14 protein-coding genes are annotated in these 18,957 nt (G+C 58.5%); 4 read left to right on the top strand and 10 right to left on the bottom strand.

Annotated elements, in window-relative coordinates:
* Positions 1–106: 106 nt before the first annotated feature.
* The gene (locus DWV57_RS07535; RefSeq protein WP_120020412.1) at positions 107–2,155 is read right to left on the bottom strand and encodes an FAD-binding protein; all 2,049 of its coding nucleotides are present in this window, start codon (positions 2,153–2,155) and stop codon (positions 107–109) included.
* Between the two features lie 167 nt (positions 2,156–2,322).
* Positions 2,323–3,141, bottom strand: coding sequence for a MerR family transcriptional regulator (locus DWV57_RS07530; RefSeq protein WP_120020411.1), 819 nt, complete (start codon positions 3,139–3,141; stop codon positions 2,323–2,325).
* Between the two features lie 206 nt (positions 3,142–3,347).
* On the opposite strand from DWV57_RS07530, the gene DWV57_RS07525 reads away from it, so the two are divergent.
* The gene (locus DWV57_RS07525; protein ID WP_120020410.1) at positions 3,348–4,799 is read left to right on the top strand and encodes an aminoacyl-histidine dipeptidase; all 1,452 of its coding nucleotides are present in this window, start codon (positions 3,348–3,350) and stop codon (positions 4,797–4,799) included.
* Between the two features lie 188 nt (positions 4,800–4,987).
* Here the strand turns inward: DWV57_RS07525 and DWV57_RS07520 are convergent, their stop codons facing one another.
* On the bottom strand, positions 4,988–6,085 hold the full coding sequence (locus tag DWV57_RS07520) for a dipeptide epimerase (RefSeq protein WP_120020409.1): 1,098 nt from the start codon (positions 6,083–6,085) through the stop codon (positions 4,988–4,990).
* A 132-nt stretch (positions 6,086–6,217) separates the two neighbouring features.
* Between DWV57_RS07520 and DWV57_RS07515 the strand changes: the two genes are divergently transcribed.
* On the top strand, positions 6,218–7,381 hold the full coding sequence (locus tag DWV57_RS07515) for a DUF819 family protein (RefSeq protein ID WP_118526669.1): 1,164 nt from the start codon (positions 6,218–6,220) through the stop codon (positions 7,379–7,381).
* A 63-nt stretch (positions 7,382–7,444) separates the two neighbouring features.
* Here DWV57_RS07515 and DWV57_RS07510 read toward each other — a convergent pair whose 3' ends face one another.
* The 6 genes from DWV57_RS07510 to DWV57_RS07485 form a co-directional block, all read right to left on the bottom strand.
* Positions 7,445–8,158, bottom strand: coding sequence for an ABC transporter ATP-binding protein (locus DWV57_RS07510; RefSeq protein ID WP_005942657.1), 714 nt, complete (start codon positions 8,156–8,158; stop codon positions 7,445–7,447).
* Positions 8,159–8,161: 3 nt separating this feature from the next.
* Positions 8,162–9,001: an ABC transporter ATP-binding protein gene (locus tag DWV57_RS07505; protein ID WP_120020408.1), complete on the bottom strand. Its 840-nt coding sequence runs from the start codon at positions 8,999–9,001 to the stop codon at positions 8,162–8,164.
* Entirely contained in the window at positions 8,994–10,019 is a 1,026-nt protein-coding gene (locus DWV57_RS07500) for a branched-chain amino acid ABC transporter permease (RefSeq protein ID WP_120020407.1), read from the bottom strand. Before DWV57_RS07500 ends, DWV57_RS07505 begins: the two co-directional genes overlap by 8 nt.
* A 13-nt stretch (positions 10,020–10,032) precedes the next feature.
* Positions 10,033–10,911: a branched-chain amino acid ABC transporter permease gene (locus DWV57_RS07495; protein ID WP_097777225.1), complete on the bottom strand. Its 879-nt coding sequence runs from the start codon at positions 10,909–10,911 to the stop codon at positions 10,033–10,035.
* Between the two features lie 171 nt (positions 10,912–11,082).
* Positions 11,083–12,300 (bottom strand): ABC transporter substrate-binding protein, encoded by a 1,218-nt coding sequence (locus DWV57_RS07490; protein ID WP_120020406.1) that lies wholly within the window; start codon positions 12,298–12,300, stop codon positions 11,083–11,085.
* A 266-nt stretch (positions 12,301–12,566) separates the two neighbouring features.
* Positions 12,567–13,988: an MATE family efflux transporter gene (locus DWV57_RS07485; RefSeq protein WP_120020405.1), complete on the bottom strand. Its 1,422-nt coding sequence runs from the start codon at positions 13,986–13,988 to the stop codon at positions 12,567–12,569.
* Positions 13,989–14,374: 386 nt separating this feature from the next.
* Here DWV57_RS07485 and eno point away from each other — a divergent pair, with 386 nt between their 5' ends.
* Together eno and asnA are read left to right on the top strand one after the other, a co-directional pair.
* Positions 14,375–15,673: a phosphopyruvate hydratase gene (gene eno / locus DWV57_RS07480; protein ID WP_118526679.1), complete on the top strand. Its 1,299-nt coding sequence runs from the start codon at positions 14,375–14,377 to the stop codon at positions 15,671–15,673.
* A gap of 443 nt (positions 15,674–16,116) precedes the next feature.
* Positions 16,117–17,130, top strand: coding sequence for an aspartate--ammonia ligase (gene asnA / locus DWV57_RS07475; RefSeq protein ID WP_097777229.1), 1,014 nt, complete (start codon positions 16,117–16,119; stop codon positions 17,128–17,130).
* Between the two features lie 246 nt (positions 17,131–17,376).
* Here the strand turns inward: asnA and DWV57_RS07470 are convergent, their stop codons facing one another.
* Complete coding sequence (locus DWV57_RS07470; protein WP_044953778.1) at positions 17,377–18,942, bottom strand: MFS transporter; 1,566 nt, start codon at positions 18,940–18,942, stop codon at positions 17,377–17,379.
* Positions 18,943–18,957 lie beyond the last annotated feature (15 nt).

Raw genomic sequence — 18,957 nt, 5'->3', positions numbered from 1 at the left:
TGTAAAAAACGAAGGCTCTGCGGCAAAATGCTGCAGAGCCTTTTTTGTATGCAAAAAACCCCCTCCGGGCTGACCCGGAGGGGGTTCGTGTTGCTTTCAGGAGATCTTACTTGCCCATGGCGTGCTTTGCTGCCAGCATACCGAAGGTGTAGCAGCGGCCCAGAGACAGGCCGGTCTGGTGGAACGGATAGTCCGCGCCGCCGTAGAACACGCCGCCCACGTTGCCGACGCAGTACAGGCCGTCGATGACGTTGCCGTCAGCATCCAGAGCCTGACCGTTGGCGTTGGTGTTCACGCCGCTGTCGATGGAGGACACGCGGATGTGCTTGCGGATGCCCCAGAAGGGAGCGGTGACGATCTTGTGCATGTAAGCACTCTTCTTACCGAAGTCCACGTCAGCGCCCTTGTCGCACAGCTCGTTGTAGCGGTCGATGGTCTTCTGCAGCTCGTCTGCAGGCACGCCCAGCAGACCGGCCAGCTCTTCGATGGTGTCGGCCTTGTAGGTATCGATGAGGTTGGTGAACACGCCCTGCGGGTTCTCCACGGCACCGGGGATGTACTTGGTCATCACCTGCTCGGGGATGGGGCTGTTGGCGTAGCTCATGTAGTCGTTATCGTAGATCTGGCAGTACCAGCCCAGAGAACCGTCCGGATGGTTTGCATCCACGTTGTTGCCGTTGAACTTGGGCACATACTTGGTGATGTTGCCCATGTAGACAAAGCCGGTGTCCTCGTTGCAGAAGCGCTTGCCCTCCATGTTGACGTACAGGAACGGTTCCTCGTACATCAGGCCGGAGTCGAAGTCGTGCATCATCTTGGTGTGGCCCAGATTTTCCATCTTTGCACCTGCATCGATGGCCATGATGTGGCCGTCGCCGGTCTTCTGGTACTGCTTCTTGTCGAAGCCGTCCACATCGGGGCACCAGCGCTTGACCATGGCCTCGTTGTTCATGTAGTCGCCGGTGGCCAGAATGACACCCTTGGAAGCGTTGAACTGGATGTACTTGCCGTTTTCGTCCTTTGCGATGACGCCGGTCACCTTGCCGTTCTCATGCACCAGCTTGACGGCGGGGGTGTTGAAGAAGGTCTCCAGATTGGAGTTCTTGGCCTGCACGTTCTCCAGCACAGTGGCCAGCACGTCGCCCACGTTCTTGGGCTTGGGGCCGATCCACGGAGCAAAGAAGTAGCAGTGCTCATCGCCGAAGTCGTAGGTGTCCATGCGGTCCTTCCACACGCCGGTCAGATCCTGGCTGGTGCACATGTAGGCGAAGATCTCCTTCTCGTCGTTGTGCAGCAGGTCGGAGGGGTTCTTGTTGCTGTCCACGAGGCTGCCGTCGCCGTACTCGGTCTGGTCGGTCAGGCCGGCGCGGTTCAGATACCACATCAGAGCTTCTTCGGAGTTCTCGACGTAGGCGTTCAGCAGGCTGGTATCGGCACGCCAGTCGCACAGGCCGTTGGTCATGTGCACCCACATCTTCTTGCCCGCGTCGGTGGACTTGGACTTGATGATGGCAGAGCCGCAGTTGCCCTGGCTGACCACGATGCTCTGCTTCTGCAGCAGGGCCACATGGCCGCCCAGCTCGGCAGCCCAGCCTGCGGCGGGCACACCGGCAGCACCGGCACCCACGACGACCACGTCAAAGTCCTTGGTCTCGTCGGGGGTGATGTCGCCCAGCTCGCACACAGAGGACTCCACTTCCTCCACGCTCAGGCTGTCGGGGACAACGGTCTCGGCCTTGTTGGCCTCGGTGGGAGCAACGGCTACGCCCTTGGCCTGATTGATGCAGCTCTCGGCAGCCTTCCGGATGGCGTCGGAGGTGATGGTTGCGCCGGAGTGGCCGTCCACCTCGCTGGACTGTGCGTCCAGGATCTTCTTGACCATCTCATCGGCGATGTCGGCACCGTAGCCCTTGGTCTCGTTTGCAACGTCGATCTGCACATCGGTGATGGCATCAGCGCTGAAGGTCATGGTCACGGTGACGGGGGTGGCGGTGTTGATGCCGGTAGCGGTGGCGCTGTAGGTGCCTGCAGTGTAGGTGCCTGCGGCGGTGCTGCTGGAAGAGCCGCTGTTGCCGCAGCCTGCCAGCAGACCGGCAGCTGCTGCGCCCAGCGTAGCGGTGCGCAGGAAGTTGCGGCGAGAGATCTTTTCGCTCATAGTGTGTTCTCCTCTTTCTTCTCAATCGTGTACTCTGTCAGAGCAGCAAAGCCGGAAGTCCGACTTTGTTACTCACTAAACAAAGTTTACACGTTAGAGCAGCGCGAAGGTCAAGGGTCATTTTGACAAAAATATCACGAGTTTTTGTAGGAGGTGACAAAACCCTCTCATGTATAGATCTTCGTCCGGGTATGATGGTAGTTCACAACGCTGCCGTCTGGCTGCTGGCGGCTGGCCACGATGCTGCTGAAGGTCTCGCCCACCGCCCGGAAGTCCCGCCGCACGATCTCATCGTGCAGGGTTTCCAGTGAGTCCCACCCGAAGGAGCCGCGGTAATCCTTTTTCCAGATGGTGACAAGATAATCGCCGCCGCACACCACTTCCACATGCCGGGTGCGCTGCAGGCCCAGCCTGCGGGCAGCGTCGGCCTCCATCATCAGGCCGTAATCGTACTCGTTGCGCCCCACCCGGAACTGTTCCATCACCCGCCGGGGCAGGCGGCTGACCCAGCGGGCAGCCGGCATACACTCCAGCCACTCCGCCTTTTCCTGCTGCAGTTCCCGGTCGCGGCTGGCTTCCTCTTCCTGCGAGAAGGTCAGCCGCCACATCTCCGGAAAGTTCTGCACCCAGACCCGCCCGACATCCTGCTCCAGCGTGCGGTACTGCTCCTGCATCTTTTCCAAAAAGTGGATGGACAGCTCATCCAGCACCTGCCTGCGCCGCAGCCGGGTGGCCTGCCGGGCAAACATCTTGTCGCTCTGCTCCACCGACGGGCTGCCGATCAGCTCCCGGCACTCTTCCAGCGAGAGTTCCGCCGCGCGCAGCTCCCGGCAGAGGTTGAACCGGCGGGTGTCGGTGACGGTATAGTAGCGGTAGCCGGTCTCCTCGTTTACCTCGGGGCGGATGAGACCCATTTTTTCGTAGTACCGCAGGGTATGGGTGGTCACACCCAGCAGCGAAGCCATTTCACTGATGGTATAGCGCATGGCGAAGTTCTCCTTTCCGGGCGGCAGAACCTTAGAGCCACTCGAATGTTATTTTTGTAACTATTCCTATTATACGACCCGGCCCGCCGTCTGCAAGCACCGGCAGAAAAAATATTTTGCCGGATACAACACATTGTATCCGGCTGCAGAATCTGTTAGAATATGGACAGAAGCATTTCACCTTATAAATAAAGGAGCGAGAGTATATGAGTGCACTGACCGGACTGGAACCGGCTTCGGTTTTTTATTACTTTGAGGAGATCTGCGGCATTCCGCACACCTCCCACCACGAAAAGGCACTGAGCGACTACTGCGTGCAGTTCGCCAAGGCCCACGGCCTTGCCTGCCGTCAGGACGAGATGGGCAACCTGCTCATCAAGGCACCGGCCACACCCGGATACGAGAAGGAGCCGGGCCTGATCCTGCAGGGACATCTGGACATGGTGGGCGACAAGACTGCCGACTGCCCGCTGGATCTTGAGAAGGATGCCATCCACCCGGTCGTAGACGGCGGCTATGTGTGCGCCGAGGGCACGACCCTTGGCGGCGACGACGGCATTGCCGTGGCCTATGCGCTGGCTGTTCTGGACGCAAAGGACATTCCCCACCCTGCGCTGGAGGTCGTGCTGACCGTCTGCGAGGAGGTGGGCCTGCTGGGTGCATCTGCCATGGATTTTTCCGACCTTGAGGGCCGGATGCTGGTGAACATCGACTCCGAGGAAGAGGGGGTGCTGACCGCAGGCTGTGCAGGCGGACGCCGCGTTGAATGCCATCTGCCCATTGCCCGTGTTCCTGTGACCGGCACCGCCGTAAAGGCGGATGTGATCGGCCTTGTGGGCGGACATTCCGGCACCGAGATCCACAAGGGCCGTGCCAACGCCATTGCTTTGCTGGGCCGCTGGCTGACACTGCTGACCGAAAATGGCGTGGACTACGCCGCTCTGGCACTGTCCGGCGGCGCAAAGGAGAATGTCATTCCCAAAGAAAGCAACATCACGCTGGTGCTGCCCGCAGGCATCACCGAGGGCGTGCACACTGCTGCCGCTCAGTTCGCCGCACAGGTGCAGGCCGAATACGGCACGGCAGACCCCGCCATCTGCCTGCAGCTCACCGAACAGGGCTGCGGCGCGTTCAGCGCATTGGATGCCGATTCCACCCAGCGCCTGCGCAAGGCCTTGCTGCTGATGCCCTGGGGCGTGCAGGCCATGAGCATGGATGTGCCGGGCCTTGTGGAGACCTCGCTGAATCTGGGCGTTGCCGAGATGGACGAGCAGGAAGCTATCCTGCGCTTCTCCCTGCGCAGCTCGGTGCCCTCGGCGAAGGAGCTGCTGAGCTGCAAACTGCAGACCCTGACCGAGCTGCTGGGCGGCAGCGTGCGGTTCCACGGCGACTATCCCGCTTGGACCTACGCCCGCGAAAGCGCCCTGCGCGACCGCTGCGTTGCTGTGTACGAGGCACAGTACGGTGCAAAGCCCCAGATCGTTGCCATTCATGCGGGCCTGGAATGCGGTATCCTCTCGGGCAAGATCGACGGGCTGGACTGCATCTCCTTCGGCCCGAACTTGCTGCACGTCCACACCCCCAACGAGCGCGCCGACATTGCATCGGTGGCCCGTGTGTGGGAATACCTGAAGGCTATTCTGGCTTACAAAGCATAACGGCCCCAAACACAAAACGGCACCTGCGGAACTGGCAGGTGCCGTTTTTGTATAACTCCCTCAGGCACGGCTCACGCCGCACCAGCTCCCTCAATGAGGGAGCCTCCGGCGAAAAGATAAAGCTTTCCGCTTTGCCAAGGCCTCCCTCCTTGAGGAAGGTGGCATTGCGAAGTAATGACGGAAGGAGTTTAGTCCAAATACTTGATCTTGCCCGGCTCAATGCCCTTGATGCCAAGGCCCGGCTCGTTGGAAACAGTGATGTCTTTTTCGTTGAACACTGCACCGCCGAGGATGGGGTCCTCACTGCACAGCACGGGGCCGTCCAGATCCACGCGGGTGATGATCTGCTTTGCGCAGGCCAGATGCACGGCGGCATTCACGCTGATCTTGGCTTCCAGCATACAGCCGATCATGCACTCCACGCCGTACACCTCGGCAGCGGATGCGATCTTGAGGGCGTTGTACAGGCCGCCGCACTTCATCAGCTTGATGTTCACGAGGTCTGCGGCTCCCATCTGCATGATGGTCAGTGCGTCCTGCGGGGAGAACACGCTCTCGTCGGCCAGCACCGGCACATAGGAGCGCTCGGTAACATACTTCATGCCTTCAAAATCGTGGGCCTTGACCGGCTGCTCCACGAATTCGATATCAAGGCCCTTCTCCTGCATTCCGTTCAGGATGCGCACGGCTTCCTTGGGGGTCCAGCCCTGATTTGCGTCGATGCGGATGCAGGTCTCCTTGGGCACAGCACCGCGGATGGCGCTCAGGCGTGCAATATCCTTTTCCGGCTCCTTGCCCACCTTGACCTTCAGGCAGTCGTAGCCGCGGTCGATGGCGTTCAGGGCATCGCGCACCATCTCTTCGGGGTCGTTGACGCTGATGGTGATGTCGGTGACGATGGACTTCTTTGCGCCGCCCATCAGCTTGTACACAGGGATTTTGTACAGCTGGCCGTACAGATCCCACAGGGCCATATCCACAGCAGCCTTGGCGCTGGTGTTCTTCTGGATGCAGGCATTCAGTGCGATCATCAGGTCTTCAAAGTCGTCCACATCGCGGCCGATGATGGTCTTTGCGATATGGTCGCGGATGGCACCGATGATGGCACCGGTGGTGTCGCCGGTGATCACACCGGTGGGAGGTGCCTCACCATAACCCACAGCGCCGGTGTCGGTGTGGATCTCTACGATCACATCTTCCACGCTGCTGACCGAACGCAGAGCCGTCTTAAAAGGCACGCGCAGCGGCACGGAGATCAGACCGAGACGTACTTCCGTGATTTTCATGCAAAACCTACCCCTTTCGATAAAAAATGTTGCCAGATTATGAAATCTATGGTAGTATTGTATACGAAGTTGTCGATATTGTAAAGACAATTGTCCGCAAAAAATTGCACAAAAAGAAAGGGGATTGGGTTCATGATCACAAACGGTTTCACCTACATCGCCGTGCTGGTGTTCATTGCCGCACTGCTGGTGTGGCTGCAACGCTACACGAAGTCGAAATTCTTCGACTATGCACCACCTATCGTTCTGCTGTACCTCATTACCATGATTCTCTGCACGCTGGGTGCATGGGACATGGAGGCCACCAAGCCTGCCTACTCCGTGCTGAAAAACAACCTGCTGTATGCAATGATCTTCCTGATGCTGCTGCGCTGCGACATCCGCAAGATCATCAAGCTGGGTCCCAAGATGCTGGGCGGCTTCTTTGCCGCTTCCGTCTCCATCTCGGTGGCCTTCATTGCAACCTTCGCCATCATGAAGGGACCCCTTGGCTCCGAAGCATGGAAGGCACTGGGCGCTCTGTGTGGCAGCTGGATGGGCGGCTCCGGCAACATGATCGCCGTGCAGGCTGCGCTGGACATCGGCGAAGCTGACATGGCCTACGCACTGGTGGTGGACTCCATCGACTACTCCATCTGGGTCATGTTCCTGCTGTGGGCCATCAACCTTGCTCCCAAGTTCAACAAGTGGGTCAAGGCCGACACCACCACGCTGGATGAAGTGTCCCGCCGTCTGGAAGAGGACGCAAAGTCCAACGAGGACAAGGCTTCCTTTGTCAACCTGATCTTCCTGCTGGGTCTGGCTCTGGTGATCTCCGCCTTCGGTCAGGATATCGGCGCAGCCCTGAACAGCGCAATGCCCTTCCTGGACAAGGCCACCTGGACCGTCCTGCTCATCACGTTGTCCGGCCTGATCGGCGCTGTCACCCCCGTGGGCCGCATGGCAGGCAGCACCGAGCTGTCCAATCTGCTGCTGTACTCCGTGGTGGCATTGCTTGCCTCCCGCGCAAGCTTTCTGGAGCTGACCGATGCACCCGCATGGATCCTGGCAGGCTTTATGATCCTGGCCATCCACGGCATCATTCTGGTGCTGCTGGCAAAGATCTTCCATCTGGATATGTTCACCTGCGGTGTTGCATCTCTGGCAAACATCGGCGGTTCCGCATCCGCTCCCATTCTGGCTGGTGCCTACAGCGGCGCTCTGGTGCCTGTTGGCGTTCTGATGGCTCTGATGGGCTACGTCATTGGCACGGCAGGCGGCCTGATCACCGCAAATATCATGTCTCTGCTGGCATAACAAATACTGCAAAAAAGGGGCTGTTGCATGTGCAACAGCCCCTTTTCTTATACGATTTTTTGCTTAGCCGCCCAGATATGCGCTGCGCACGCGCTCGTTGGTCAGCAGTTCGGCACCGGTGCCCTCCATGACTACACGGCCCGTCTCAAGGACGTAGGCACGGTCTGCCACGGAAAGAGCCATCTGTGCGTTCTGCTCCACCAGCAGGATGGTCATGCCTTCCTTGTGCACGTTCTGGATGATGTCGAAGATCTCCTGCACCAGCAGCGGCGAAAGGCCCATGGAAGGCTCGTCCAGCATCAGCATGGAAGCGTTGCTCATCAGGGCGCGGCCCATGGCCAGCATCTGCTGTTCGCCGCCGGACATGGTACCGGCCAGCTGCTTGCGGCGTTCCTTCAGGCGGGGGAACAGCTCAAACACCTTTTCCTTGTTGGGTGCAATGGTGGAAGCAGGCTGGGTGTATGCACCCATGTCCAGATTTTCTTCCACGGTCATGTGCAGGAACACATGGCGGCCTTCCGGCACATGGGCAAGGCCCGCTTCCACGATCTTGTGGGCGCGCATGCCCTTGATGCTGCTGCCCTTGTACAGGATGTCGCCGGTCTTGGGCTTCAGCAGGCCGGAAATGGTCTTCAGGGTGGTGGATTTGCCGGCACCGTTGGCACCGATCAGGGTGACGATCTCGCCCTGATCCACCTCGAAGGAGATGTCCTTGACGGCGTGGATGTTGCCGTAATAGACGTTGATGTTATCAACTTTCAGTAACGTATCAGCCATGGCTTAGCCCTCCTTCTTGCCCAGATAGGCTTCGATGACCTGCGGGTTGCTGCGGATCTCGTCGGGCGTGCCCTTGGCGATGATGCGGCCGAAGTTCAGCACGGCAATGCCCTCGCAGATGCCCATGACCAGGCTCATATCATGCTCGATCAGCAGCACGGCGATGTTGAACTCGTCGCGGATGCGGCGGATAGTCTCGGTCAGCTCTGCAGTCTCGGAGGGATTCATACCGGCAGCAGGCTCGTCCAGCAGCAGCAGCTTCGGGCTGGTGGCCAGGGCACGCATGATCTCCAGACGGCGCTGTGCGCCGTAGGGCAGGCTGCCTGCCTGCACATTGGCGAGGTCTGCCATGTGGAAGATATCCAGCAGCTCCAGAGCACGATCGGTGCACTTCTTCTCTTCCTTCCAGTAGTTGGGCAGGCGGATCAGCGAAGATGCCAAATTGTACTTCATGGACTCGTGCAGGCCCACCTTGATGTTATCGATCACGCTCAGTTCCTTGAATAGGCGGATGTTCTGGAAGGTACGGGCCACGCCCATGCGGTTGACCTGATAGGTTTTTTTGCCGGCGGTGGGCATACCATCGATCAGGATGGAGCCGCGGGTGGGCTGGTAAACGTTGGTCAGCAGGTTGAACACGGTGGTCTTACCGGCACCGTTGGGACCGATCAGACCGGTGATCTCGTTGCGGCCGATCATCAGGTTGAAGCCATCCACGGCGGTCAGACCGCCGAAGTCGATGCCCAGCTCACGCACGTCCAGAATGGGCTTTTTGTCCTTGTCGCGGTCGGTCAAAAAGCCGCCGGAGGGCACACTGTGTAACTTGGTCTGGAACTCACTCATGGTCTTTGCCCTCCTTTGCTTTCTTCTGGAACAGTTCGCCGTTCATGATCTTTTCCACGATGCGGCTCATGGAGAAGTCGTAGCTGCCAAGCAGGCCGCCCGGACGGAAGATCATCATGAGGATCAGCACCAGCGAGTAGACCACCATGCGGTAGCTGTCAAAGCTGCGGGTGGCCTCGGGCAGGATGGTAAGCACGGTCGCGGACAGGATGGAACCCAGCATGGAACCCATGCCGCCCAGAACCACCATGACCAGAATTTCGATGGACTTCATGAAGCCGAAGGTGGAGGGGTCCAGAACGCCCAGATAGCAGGCGTACAGGCCGCCGGCCAGACCGGCAAAGGCGGCGGAGAATGCAAAGGCCATGACCTTATAATAAGTGGTCTGGATGCCGCAGCTCTCGGCAGCGATCTCGTTATCGCGGATGGCCAGCACGGCGCGGCCGTGGCGGCTCTTCATCATGGCGTGGATGGCAAAGCAGGTAATGACCACGCAGATGAACACATTGGCGAAGTTAGAATACTTGGGGATGTTCTTCAGGCCCTTGGCACCGTAGAACAGCTTGAAGCCCAGCACATCATCGATGTTGTTCAGGGTGATGCGGATGATCTCGCCAAAGCCCAGCGTCAGGATGGCCAGATAATCGCCGGTCAGGCGCAGAGCAGGAATGCCGATCAGCACGCCGAACAGGCCCGCCACGATGCAGGCCAGAACCAGACCCACGGTAAAAGCGACACCGGAGGGCAGATTGCTGTATTTCGTGAACAGGGCGCAGGTGTAAGCACCCACGGCCATGAAACCGGCGTGGCCCAGCGGCAGCTGGCCCAGATAACCGGTGGCAACGTTCAGCGAGACAGCCAGAATGATGTTGATGCCCACGGTGAGAAGCACCTTGTTCTGGTAGGTGGAAAGCACGTTCTGGGTGAGGAAGGACAGGCCCACGAACAGCAGAGCCACCAGCACGGCGTTCATCAGGTAGCGCACGGGCATTTTGAGCGTTTTGCGTTTGGTATTCATCTTCATGCCCTCCTTACACCTTTTCCTGAACCTTGCGGCCAAGGAAGCCGGTGGGCTTGACCAGCAGCACGATGATCAGGATCGCAAACGTGACGGCATCCTTCCATGCGGAAAGGCCGATGGCGGAAACAAAGCACTCGCACAGGCCGATGGCGATGCCGCCGATCATGGCACCGGGAATGGAGCCGATGCCGCCCAGAACGGCTGCAACGAAGGCCTTCAGGCCCAGCATGGAGCCCATGGTGGGGGTCGCCTGCGGGTAGCTGCAGCAGTACAGCACCGAGCCGATACCGGCCAGTGCGGAGCCCACCGCAAAGGTAAAGGAAATGGTGCTGTTGACGTTAATGCCCATCAGGCGGGCAGCGTCCATATCCTCAGACACGGCACGCATGGCCTTGCCGAGCTTGGTCTTCTGCACAAGGAAGGTGAGCACCAGCATGGACAGCACCGTGACCAGCAGGGTGATGACAGAGGTGAGACCCAGCGGCACAGAGCCGATGCGGAAGGTCTGGTTGGTGTAGTAGGCCGGAATGACCTTTGCACCGGAACCAAGGATCAGCTCTGCAGTGTACTCCAGGAAGAAGGACACGCCGATTGCTGTGATCAGCAGGGAGATACGGGGTGCGTTGCGCAGCGGGGTGTAGGCGATCTTCTCGATCACAACGCCCAGCAGCGTGCAGGTGATGATGGTGGCGCACACAGCAGTGACCGGGCCAAGGCCCAGCTGATTCATCACGAACCAGGACATGTACGCACCAACCATAATGACATCGCCATGGGCAAAGTTCAGCAGCAGGATGATGCCGTACACCATGCTGTAACCCAGTGCGATCAGTGCATAGATGCTGCCAAGGGACAAGCCGTTGATCAGCTGGCTAAAAAACACTGTCATGGACTGATACTTCCTTTCTTTGCGGCGTTTGCACGCCTTTTGGGGAATGCACTTTTTTACCAAAAAAGCGGAGACAGCCGAGCAAAACCTGTTCCGGCGGTCTCCGCAATGGGTCTTTTATTTCTGAGTGCTGCCTTTATGCCGCACACCGGTGCGCAGGATCAAAGCAGATCAGAACATTTCCTTCAGAACGGGGGTTGCACCGTCGAAGCACAGGATAGCGGTCTGCTTGACGGGGTTGTGGTGCTCATCGAAGGTGAAGGTGCCGGTGATGCCATCGATGGTGCCGCCTGCGATAGCGTCGATGACGGCCTGCTTGTAGTCGTCATCACCAGCGGTCAGGCCGGCATCCTCAGCAGCCTGAATGCCGTAGACAACGGTCATGGCAGCATCGTAACCCAGAGGAGCGAAGCCGTTGGGATACTCCTCACCGTACTCAGCCTTGTAGGCATCCTCAAAGTCGGAGTTGGAACCCTTTGCGTAGTTTGCGCAGAAGTAGGCATCCTTCAGCTGGTCGGCAGTTGCGTAGCCTTCCAGACCATCCCAGCCGTCGCCGCCCAAGAAGGGGACTGCCAGACCGATGCTCTCAGCCTGAGCCAGGATCTGACCGACTTCCTGATAGTAGTTGGGGCAGAACACCACTTCGGGAGCCTTGCCCAGAATGGTGGTCAGCTGGGTCTTGTAGTCCACATCGCCCTCAGAGTAGGTCTCCTGATCGACGATGGTGCCGCCCAGACTCTCGAACTCGTTGACGAAGTTCTCTGCCAGACCCTCGTTGTAGTCAGCGCCCTTCTGGAAGATGACGGCTGCCTTGGTGTAGCCCAACCGCTGGTAAGCGTAGTCAGCCATCTTGATGCCCTGGAACGGGTCGGTGAAGGTTGCGCGGAACACATTCTCGTTCACGGTGTCGGTCTCGGCATCGTAGGTGACAGCCTCAGCGGTAGCGGAAGCGGTGACCATGGGCATGTTGTAGTCTGCGCTCTCGGCAGCAACTGCCAGAGTCGGGGTGGTGGTAACATCGCCCACCAGAGCGGTGATGCCCTGATCGCACATCTTGGTGAAGCAGGTAACAGCCTGAGTTGCATCGCCCTGCTCATCCATGGCGATGATCTCCAGCTGCTTGCCGTTGATGCCGCCCTTTTCGTTGACCTGCTTCAGGTACAGGGTAGCGCCGTTGACAACGGCCTGACCGTAAACGGAAACATCACCGGTCAGAGGTCCAAGAACGCCCACCTTGATGGTGTCGCCGGAAGCAGCGGCACCAGAAGCTGCGGTAGAGGCGGAAGCAGCAGTGCTGTTGGAAGAACCGCCGCATGCAGTCAGAACGCCGGCTGCAGCAACAACACCTGCAGCGGCCAGGAAATTACGACGAGAAATCATCTTTTTCATAGTAAATATCCTCCTTAGGAGCATTCGTGCTTCAGTATAAAAACGGAAGCAAGGCCCTCTTTCCCTCAAAGCGACCTTGCTTCGTTATCAATATTATAGACCTGTGAGCCAAAATCCGCAATTCACAAACCGTCCATACTTTCAGGGGCATTTTGTGGACTTTGTCGCCAAAATAGCCAAAAGCAATGGGTCTGTTTTGTGCACTATTTCAACTGCTTCATTTTGTTTGTGTGTCAGGTGAACACAATTCACAAGTTGCAAAAGGGTTACAGGGTCTCCATTTCGGCATCTGCGGCGAACTCGGCCTCTGTACGTGCCTCGGCAGCTTCGCCCTCTGCTTCCGCTTTGGCCGGAGACTCTGCAAGGACCTTGCGGATGGCGGCGAAGTAGAACACCAGCGACAGGCCGGTGCCGATGCACCAGCCCACGGGCCATGCCATCCAGATGCCCGTGCTGCCCAGAGCAGTGCTGCTCAGCACAATGGCGATGCCCACGCGCAGGATCAGGTCGGAGAAGGTGGCGATCATAAAGCGCACCATCATGCCGCAGCCGCGCAGGATGCCGTCAGTGACCAGCTTGAGCGACACCACAAAATAGAAGGGAGACAGGATGCGCAGGAACAGCATACCGGTGTCGATGGCCGGACCCTGCGGGTCATTCATGAACAGCAACAGCAGGAAGCGGCCGAAGAAGAAGTACAGGAGCACGATGGGCACGCAGATGATCCACACCAGATTGCGGCCTGCACCAAAGCCCTTGTGCACACGGTCCATCTTGCCCGCGCCCATGTTCTGGGAGGTGTAGTTGGAGATGCCGTTGCCCAGCGTGGTAAAGGAAGTGATGACCATGTTGTTCAGCTTGACGGCTGCAGAGTAGCCTGCAATGACGCTGGCACCAAAGGTGTTGATGACGCTCTGCAGGATGATGTTGCCCACAGAGACGAAGCTCTGCTGCAGGATGCTGGGGATGGCCACCACGGCCACCTTGCCCAGCATGTTCCAGGAGAACAGCACGACCTTGTTCTTGGATTTGAAGGCGCTGATGCGGCGGAACACCACCACCATGGCCAGCACGCAGCTCACACCTTGACACAGGAAGGTGGCCCATGCCACACCGGCTACGCCCATCTTGAGACCGGCCACGAACAGGATGTCCACGCCGATGTTGGACAGGGACGAGACTGCCAGAAAATAGAAGGGCGTTTTGCTGTCGCCCAGAGCGGAGAAGATGCCGGTGGCGATGTTGTAGAAGAACATGAAGGGCAGGCCCAGCACGTAGATATCCAGATACAGCGAAGAATCCGCAAGGATCTCCTCCGGGGTGTTGATGAGCTCCAGCAGGCTGTGGCAGCCCACAAGGCCGATCAGCATCAGAACGGCGCACAGCACGGCAGAGCCGATCAGGGAAGTGTAGACCGAAGTCTTCATCTCATCGTAGTCCTTTGCGCCAAAGTAGCGGGACACGATGACCGAGCAGCCAATGTTGCAGCCAAAGGCAAATGCAATGAAGATCAGGGTGATCTCGTAGCTGTTGCCCACAGCAGCCAGTGCATTCTCGCCGATGAACTTGCCTGCAACAAGGCTGTCGGCAATGTTGTACAGCTGCTGGAAGATGATGCTGCCGAACATGGGCAGGCAGAACTGCCACAAAACCTGTGACGGCTTGCCGACCGTCAGATCCTTATTCATAAAAAATCCTCCTCTATCTACCATAAAGAAACATATTAGAACCAGAAAACAGTATAGAGTCGTCCTGACAAAAAGTAAAGAAAAATTTTAGTATATCTGCCATATGAAATTCACATGGCAAGCATGATGCATCCCCGCTGCTGCCAGTGGGCAGACTGTAAAGACCAGCTGTTTCCTGCTTTGCCGGGATGTTCTGCCCCATCAGCTGCCGTTTTTGCCCCTTAAAAAGTTTACATCCGCAAACATGCGCATCGGCTCTTGCACCGGGTCGGAAAGCGTGGTAGGATACTATTGGTTAGTTAGGCATAACTGTCCTAATTGGCCGTCACCGGTCTGCCCGCCCCGGGCAGCACCGGGATGGAAATGATATTCAGGAGGTTTTCGAGATGAACGATCTGGAAATTAAATCTGTTATTGGCCGCGAAATTCTGGACTCCCGCGGCAACCCCACCGTGGAAGCGGAGATCACTCTGGCCGACGGCACTGTGGCACGCGGCTGCGCACCTTCCGGCGCATCCACTGGTGAGTTTGAAGCTCTGGAGCTGCGGGATGGCGACAAGGGCCGCTATCTGGGCAAGGGCGTGACCAAGGCTGTTGAGAACATCAACACCGTCATTGCTGATGCTGTTGTGGGCATGGATGCCTCCGACATCTACGCCATCGACGCTGCCATGATCAAGGCCGACGGCACCAAAGATAAATCCAATCTGGGCGCAAACGCCATTCTGGCCGTGTCCATTGCCGCCTGCCGTGCAGCCGCTGCTTCTCTGGATATGCCGCTGTACCGTTTTCTGGGCGGTGTGAACGGCAACCGCCTGCCCGTGCCCATGATGAACATTCTGAACGGCGGCGCACACGCCACCAACACGGTGGATACGCAGGAGTTCATGATCATGCCCGTGGGCGCGCCCTCCTTCAAGGAAGCTTTGCGCTGGTGCGCGGAGGTGTTCCACGCTCTGGCTTCCATCCTGAAGGCCAAGGGGCTGGCTACCTCCGTGGGCGATGAGGGCGGCTTTGCCCCCAACCTGTCCAGCGACGAGGAGACCATTGAGACCATTCTGGCCGCCATCGAAAAGGCCGGTTACGTGCCCGGCAAGGACTTCATGCTGGCTATGGATGCCGCGTCCTCCGAGTGGAAGAGCCCCAAGGGCAAGGGCTTCTACAAGCTGCCCAAGGCCGGCACCGAGTTCACCTCCAGCGAGCTGATCGCACACTGGAAGAGTCTGGTGGAAAAGTACCCCATCATCTCCATCGAGGACGGTCTGGATGAAGAGGACTGGGAAGGCTGGCAGGAGATGACCCGTGAGCTGGGCGGCAAGGTCCAGCTGGTGGGCGACGACCTGTTCGTTACCAACACCGAGCGTCTGGCCAAGGGCATCGGGCTGGGTGCAGGCAACGCGATCCTGATCAAACTGAACCAGATCGGCTCTGTTTCCGAAACTCTGGAAGCCATCAAGATGGCTCACAAGGCCGGTTACACCGCCATCAGCTCTCACCGCTCCGGTGAGACCGAGGACACCACCATTGCCGATCTGGCCGTGGCGCTGAACACCTGCCAGATCAAGACCGGTGCTCCCAGCCGTACCGAGCGTGTTGCAAAGTACAACCAGCTGCTGCGCATTGAGGAGCAGCTGGGCGGCAGCGCCGTTTACCCCGGCATGGCAGCTTTCAACGTAAAGCGCTGAGGCGGTTGGAAACCAATTGATCTTCCGGCACCCGTACTGCTTTTGCAGCGGCACGGGTGCCGTTTTGTTTTCTCCCAGTTTTTTCCTGCAATCCGCTGTTCTGCCCAGCCGTATTCCATGCATGCCGGGCATTTTGTCCCGAAATTGCAAAAAAGGAGCAAAACATTCATGTTATCTACTCTGATCTCTCTGTACAAGCTGCTGGGCACCGGCGATTTTGTAAAAGTGCTGCTGATCCTGCTGAAGGGGCTTTTCGGCTGATGCAAAGCCGCCCTTTTCACTGCGGAAACGGGACTGCCTTACCGGCAGCCCCCTTTTTTTGCCTTCTCACTTTACTTTCTTAAAAAAATATGCCATAATGAAACAAGTATTTTCCGGTTCAAAAGCCGTGCCCTGTACTGGGAGATCAGGGCCGGAATCCAATAGAAGAGGGGTATTTTGTTATGAGCAAAACCATCATCCCGGCAAACTATACGCCCGCGCTGAACCTGTACGACACGCAGCGCGCCATTGGTACGGTCAAGCGTCTGTTTGCCGACACCTTGTGCGCCACACTGAACCTGTACCGCGTGTCTGCTCCACTGTTTCTGGAAGCATCCACCGGTCTGAACGACGACCTGAACGGTGTTGAGCGCAAGGTCACCTTTGATATCAAGGAAAGCGGCATTGAGGCACAGGTGGTGCAGTCACTGGCAAAGTGGAAGCGCAAGGCCCTGAAGGACTACGATTTCCGTGTGGGCAAGGGCCTGTACTGCGATATGAACGCTATCCGCCGCGACGAAGATCTGGATAACCTGCACTCCATCTATGTGGATCAGTGGGACTGGGAAAAGGTGATCCGTCTGGAAGACCGCAACGAGGCTTACCTCAAGAGCGTGGTGCGCTCCATCGTGTCCGCTGTCTGCGCCACCGAGATGAACCTGCACGCCATGTTCCCCCAGCTGCAGGAGCTGCCGCTGCACAGCCCCAACGTCACCTTCATCACCACGCAGGAGCTGGAGGACCAGTACCCGGACCTGACCCCGAAGGAGCGTGAGAACGCCTTTGTGCAGGAACACGGCACCACCTTCCTGATGAAGATCGGCGCTCCGCTGAAGAGCGGTAAGCCCCATGACGGACGTGCCCCCGACTACGACGACTGGGATCTGAACGGCGACCTGCTGTTCTGGAACGACCCGCTGCAGTGCAGCTATGAGCTGAGCAGCATGGGCATCCGCGTCAGCCCTGAAAGCATGGACAAGCAGCTGACCATGGCTGGCTGCGACGACCGCCGCGCCCTGCCCTTCCACAAGGCCGTACTGAACGGTGAGCTGCCTTACTCCATCGGCGGCGGCATCGGCCAGAGCCGCCTGTGCATGCTGCTGCTGGGCAGCGCCCACATTGGCGAAGTGCAGGCCAGCGTCTGGGACGCAGCCACCCGCGAAGCCTGCGCCAAGGCAGGCATCCCGCTGCTGTAAGCAGGTTTTCCACACAAAGATTCAAAAGGCAGGATGCCACCCTCATGGTGGTACCCTGCCTTTGTTCGTTTTCTGCCTGTATCCGGGGAGAAATTGTTCGAGTCCTGTACCACCACAAAAAATCCCCAGACGAATGTCTGAGGATTTTTGTGGTGGAGAATTAGGAACTCGAACGCCAGCCCCCCTGCGTGGGCAGCAGCGTGCCGCTTGCGCCGGTGAGATCAGTATTCAGTTCCATACAGCGTCTCAGCTCCGGTATTCCGCAGGCAGCTGATCCATGGTCTGCCACTTGTCCATGGCTTCTTCCAGCTTCATGCCCTTAGCCACTGCATCGCGGCGGCAGGCGTTGACAGCCTGGATCTCCTTCATCTTGGCACCGGTCAGGGTGTAGCCCTTCATGGCGATGAGGGTAGCCGCCCATGCCACCATGGGGATGATGCAGAACAGCACGATGACCACCCAGTTCATGCCCGGGGTGTAGGGGTCATACTGGGTGGGCAGGCTCTGCAGGCCCACAAAGCTGACCGCAATGCCCACAACGGTAGCGGACAGGCTGGACACCAGCTTGTCCACCAGACTGAACAGGGTGCCCATGATGCCGGGGATATACTTGCCGCTGCGGTAGGTCTCGTAGTCGGAGCAGTCGGCCACCATGGGGATGGGCATATCGGCGGTGGCGTAGTAAGCACCGTAGCCGATGCCGAAGAAAGCGATGAACAGGATGGTGTACAGGTTGATGGAAAGGCCGTTCTCACCCAGAATGGACAGTGTGAAGGCATCGCCGCGGCCCCAGAGCAGCAGCAGCACCAGCACGCCCACATAGCACACCAGCGCCACGCTGACGTACTTCATCAGGCTGGCCTTCTGGCCCTCCTTCTGGCTGGTGCGGACGGTGAGCAGGAAGAAGGGCACGCTGAACACATAGCCCAGCACCATCATGGGCAGGTACAGGCCGTCGTAGTTGCCCATCATGCAGCCGTACAGCATGCACAGCACGGTGGTGTTGGTGGCGATGGAAAGCGCCAGCTTGCAGCCCGCACCGGCCACCATCAGCCGCTGCATGGGATCGTTGTTCTTGATGATCTGGATGTACTCGCTCACTTTGATCTTCTCGGTCTTTTCGCCGCCGATGCCAAAGTACTTGGGCTGATCCTTCTCCCAGATGCCGATGACAGCCAGCAGGGTGAGCAGGATGGAGATGACGATGCCCACCGGAGCCAGCGTGCGGAAGAACCCGGCGGAAGCGTAGCCGCCCTCATAGTTCTTGGCAAGGATGGGGGCAAAGAACTGCATGGCACCCATGCCCAGCAGGCTGCCCACCGTGTTGAAGATGGTAAACAGGGGGCGCTGCTTGGGGTCATTGGTCAGCACGGTCTGGCCGGAGCGGGTGCAGCTGGTCTGGAAGGTGTAGCCGATGACCCACACGGCATACAGGGCAACGAACGCAGCGTAGCGCAGCCCCATGGCACTGGCGGGGATGAGCGGGGTGAGGCAGTACAGCACCAGAATGCTTGCTGCCATGATGAGGTTGCCGATGACCATGAAGGGCCGGAACTTGCCGAACCTGCCGTTGGTGCGGTCCATGAGGGCACCAATGATGGGGTCGGTGACGGCATCGAACAGGCGCATGCCGGTGACCATCACCGAAGCAAACAGCATGCTCAGGGCCAGCACCTTGCTGCCGAAGGTCGCGATGTAGGAAAGCACCAGCACATAGTACACGTTGGTCGCGCCGTTGTTCAGCGGAAACAGCACCAGCTGGTAGGTTTTGGCGCGGTTCACACTCGACGCCGTTGTTTTTTGTTCGCCCATTGCGGTCTCTCCTTT

The sequence above is a fragment of the Faecalibacterium sp. AF10-46 genome (genome assembly GCF_003604105.1).
Lineage (GTDB): Bacteria > Bacillota > Clostridia > Oscillospirales > Ruminococcaceae > Faecalibacterium > Faecalibacterium taiwanense.
Note: the sequence above shows the minus strand (reverse complement) of the source record. Positions and strands in the feature narration are given on the sequence as shown.

Bases quoted from the DNA above. Each gene is read 5' to 3' on its own strand.
- DWV57_RS07535 (WP_120020412.1), bottom strand. From the start codon at position 2,155: ATGAGCGAAAAGATCTCTCGCCGCAACTTCCTGCGCACCGCTACGCTG.
- DWV57_RS07530 (WP_120020411.1), bottom strand. From the start codon at position 3,141: ATGCGCTATACCATCAGTGAAATGGCTTCGCTGCTGGGTGTGACCACC.
- DWV57_RS07525 (WP_120020410.1), top strand. From the start codon at position 3,348: ATGAGTGCACTGACCGGACTGGAACCGGCTTCGGTTTTTTATTACTTT.
- DWV57_RS07520 (WP_120020409.1), bottom strand. From the start codon at position 6,085: ATGAAAATCACGGAAGTACGTCTCGGTCTGATCTCCGTGCCGCTGCGC.
- DWV57_RS07515 (WP_118526669.1), top strand. From the start codon at position 6,218: ATGATCACAAACGGTTTCACCTACATCGCCGTGCTGGTGTTCATTGCC.
- DWV57_RS07510 (WP_005942657.1), bottom strand. From the start codon at position 8,158: ATGGCTGATACGTTACTGAAAGTTGATAACATCAACGTCTATTACGGC.
- DWV57_RS07505 (WP_120020408.1), bottom strand. From the start codon at position 9,001: ATGAGTGAGTTCCAGACCAAGTTACACAGTGTGCCCTCCGGCGGCTTT.
- DWV57_RS07500 (WP_120020407.1), bottom strand. From the start codon at position 10,019: ATGAATACCAAACGCAAAACGCTCAAAATGCCCGTGCGCTACCTGATG.
- DWV57_RS07495 (WP_097777225.1), bottom strand. From the start codon at position 10,911: ATGACAGTGTTTTTTAGCCAGCTGATCAACGGCTTGTCCCTTGGCAGC.
- DWV57_RS07490 (WP_120020406.1), bottom strand. From the start codon at position 12,300: ATGAAAAAGATGATTTCTCGTCGTAATTTCCTGGCCGCTGCAGGTGTT.
- DWV57_RS07485 (WP_120020405.1), bottom strand. From the start codon at position 13,988: ATGAATAAGGATCTGACGGTCGGCAAGCCGTCACAGGTTTTGTGGCAG.
- eno (WP_118526679.1), top strand. From the start codon at position 14,375: ATGAACGATCTGGAAATTAAATCTGTTATTGGCCGCGAAATTCTGGAC.
- asnA (WP_097777229.1), top strand. From the start codon at position 16,117: ATGAGCAAAACCATCATCCCGGCAAACTATACGCCCGCGCTGAACCTG.
- DWV57_RS07470 (WP_044953778.1), bottom strand. From the start codon at position 18,942: ATGGGCGAACAAAAAACAACGGCGTCGAGTGTGAACCGCGCCAAAACC.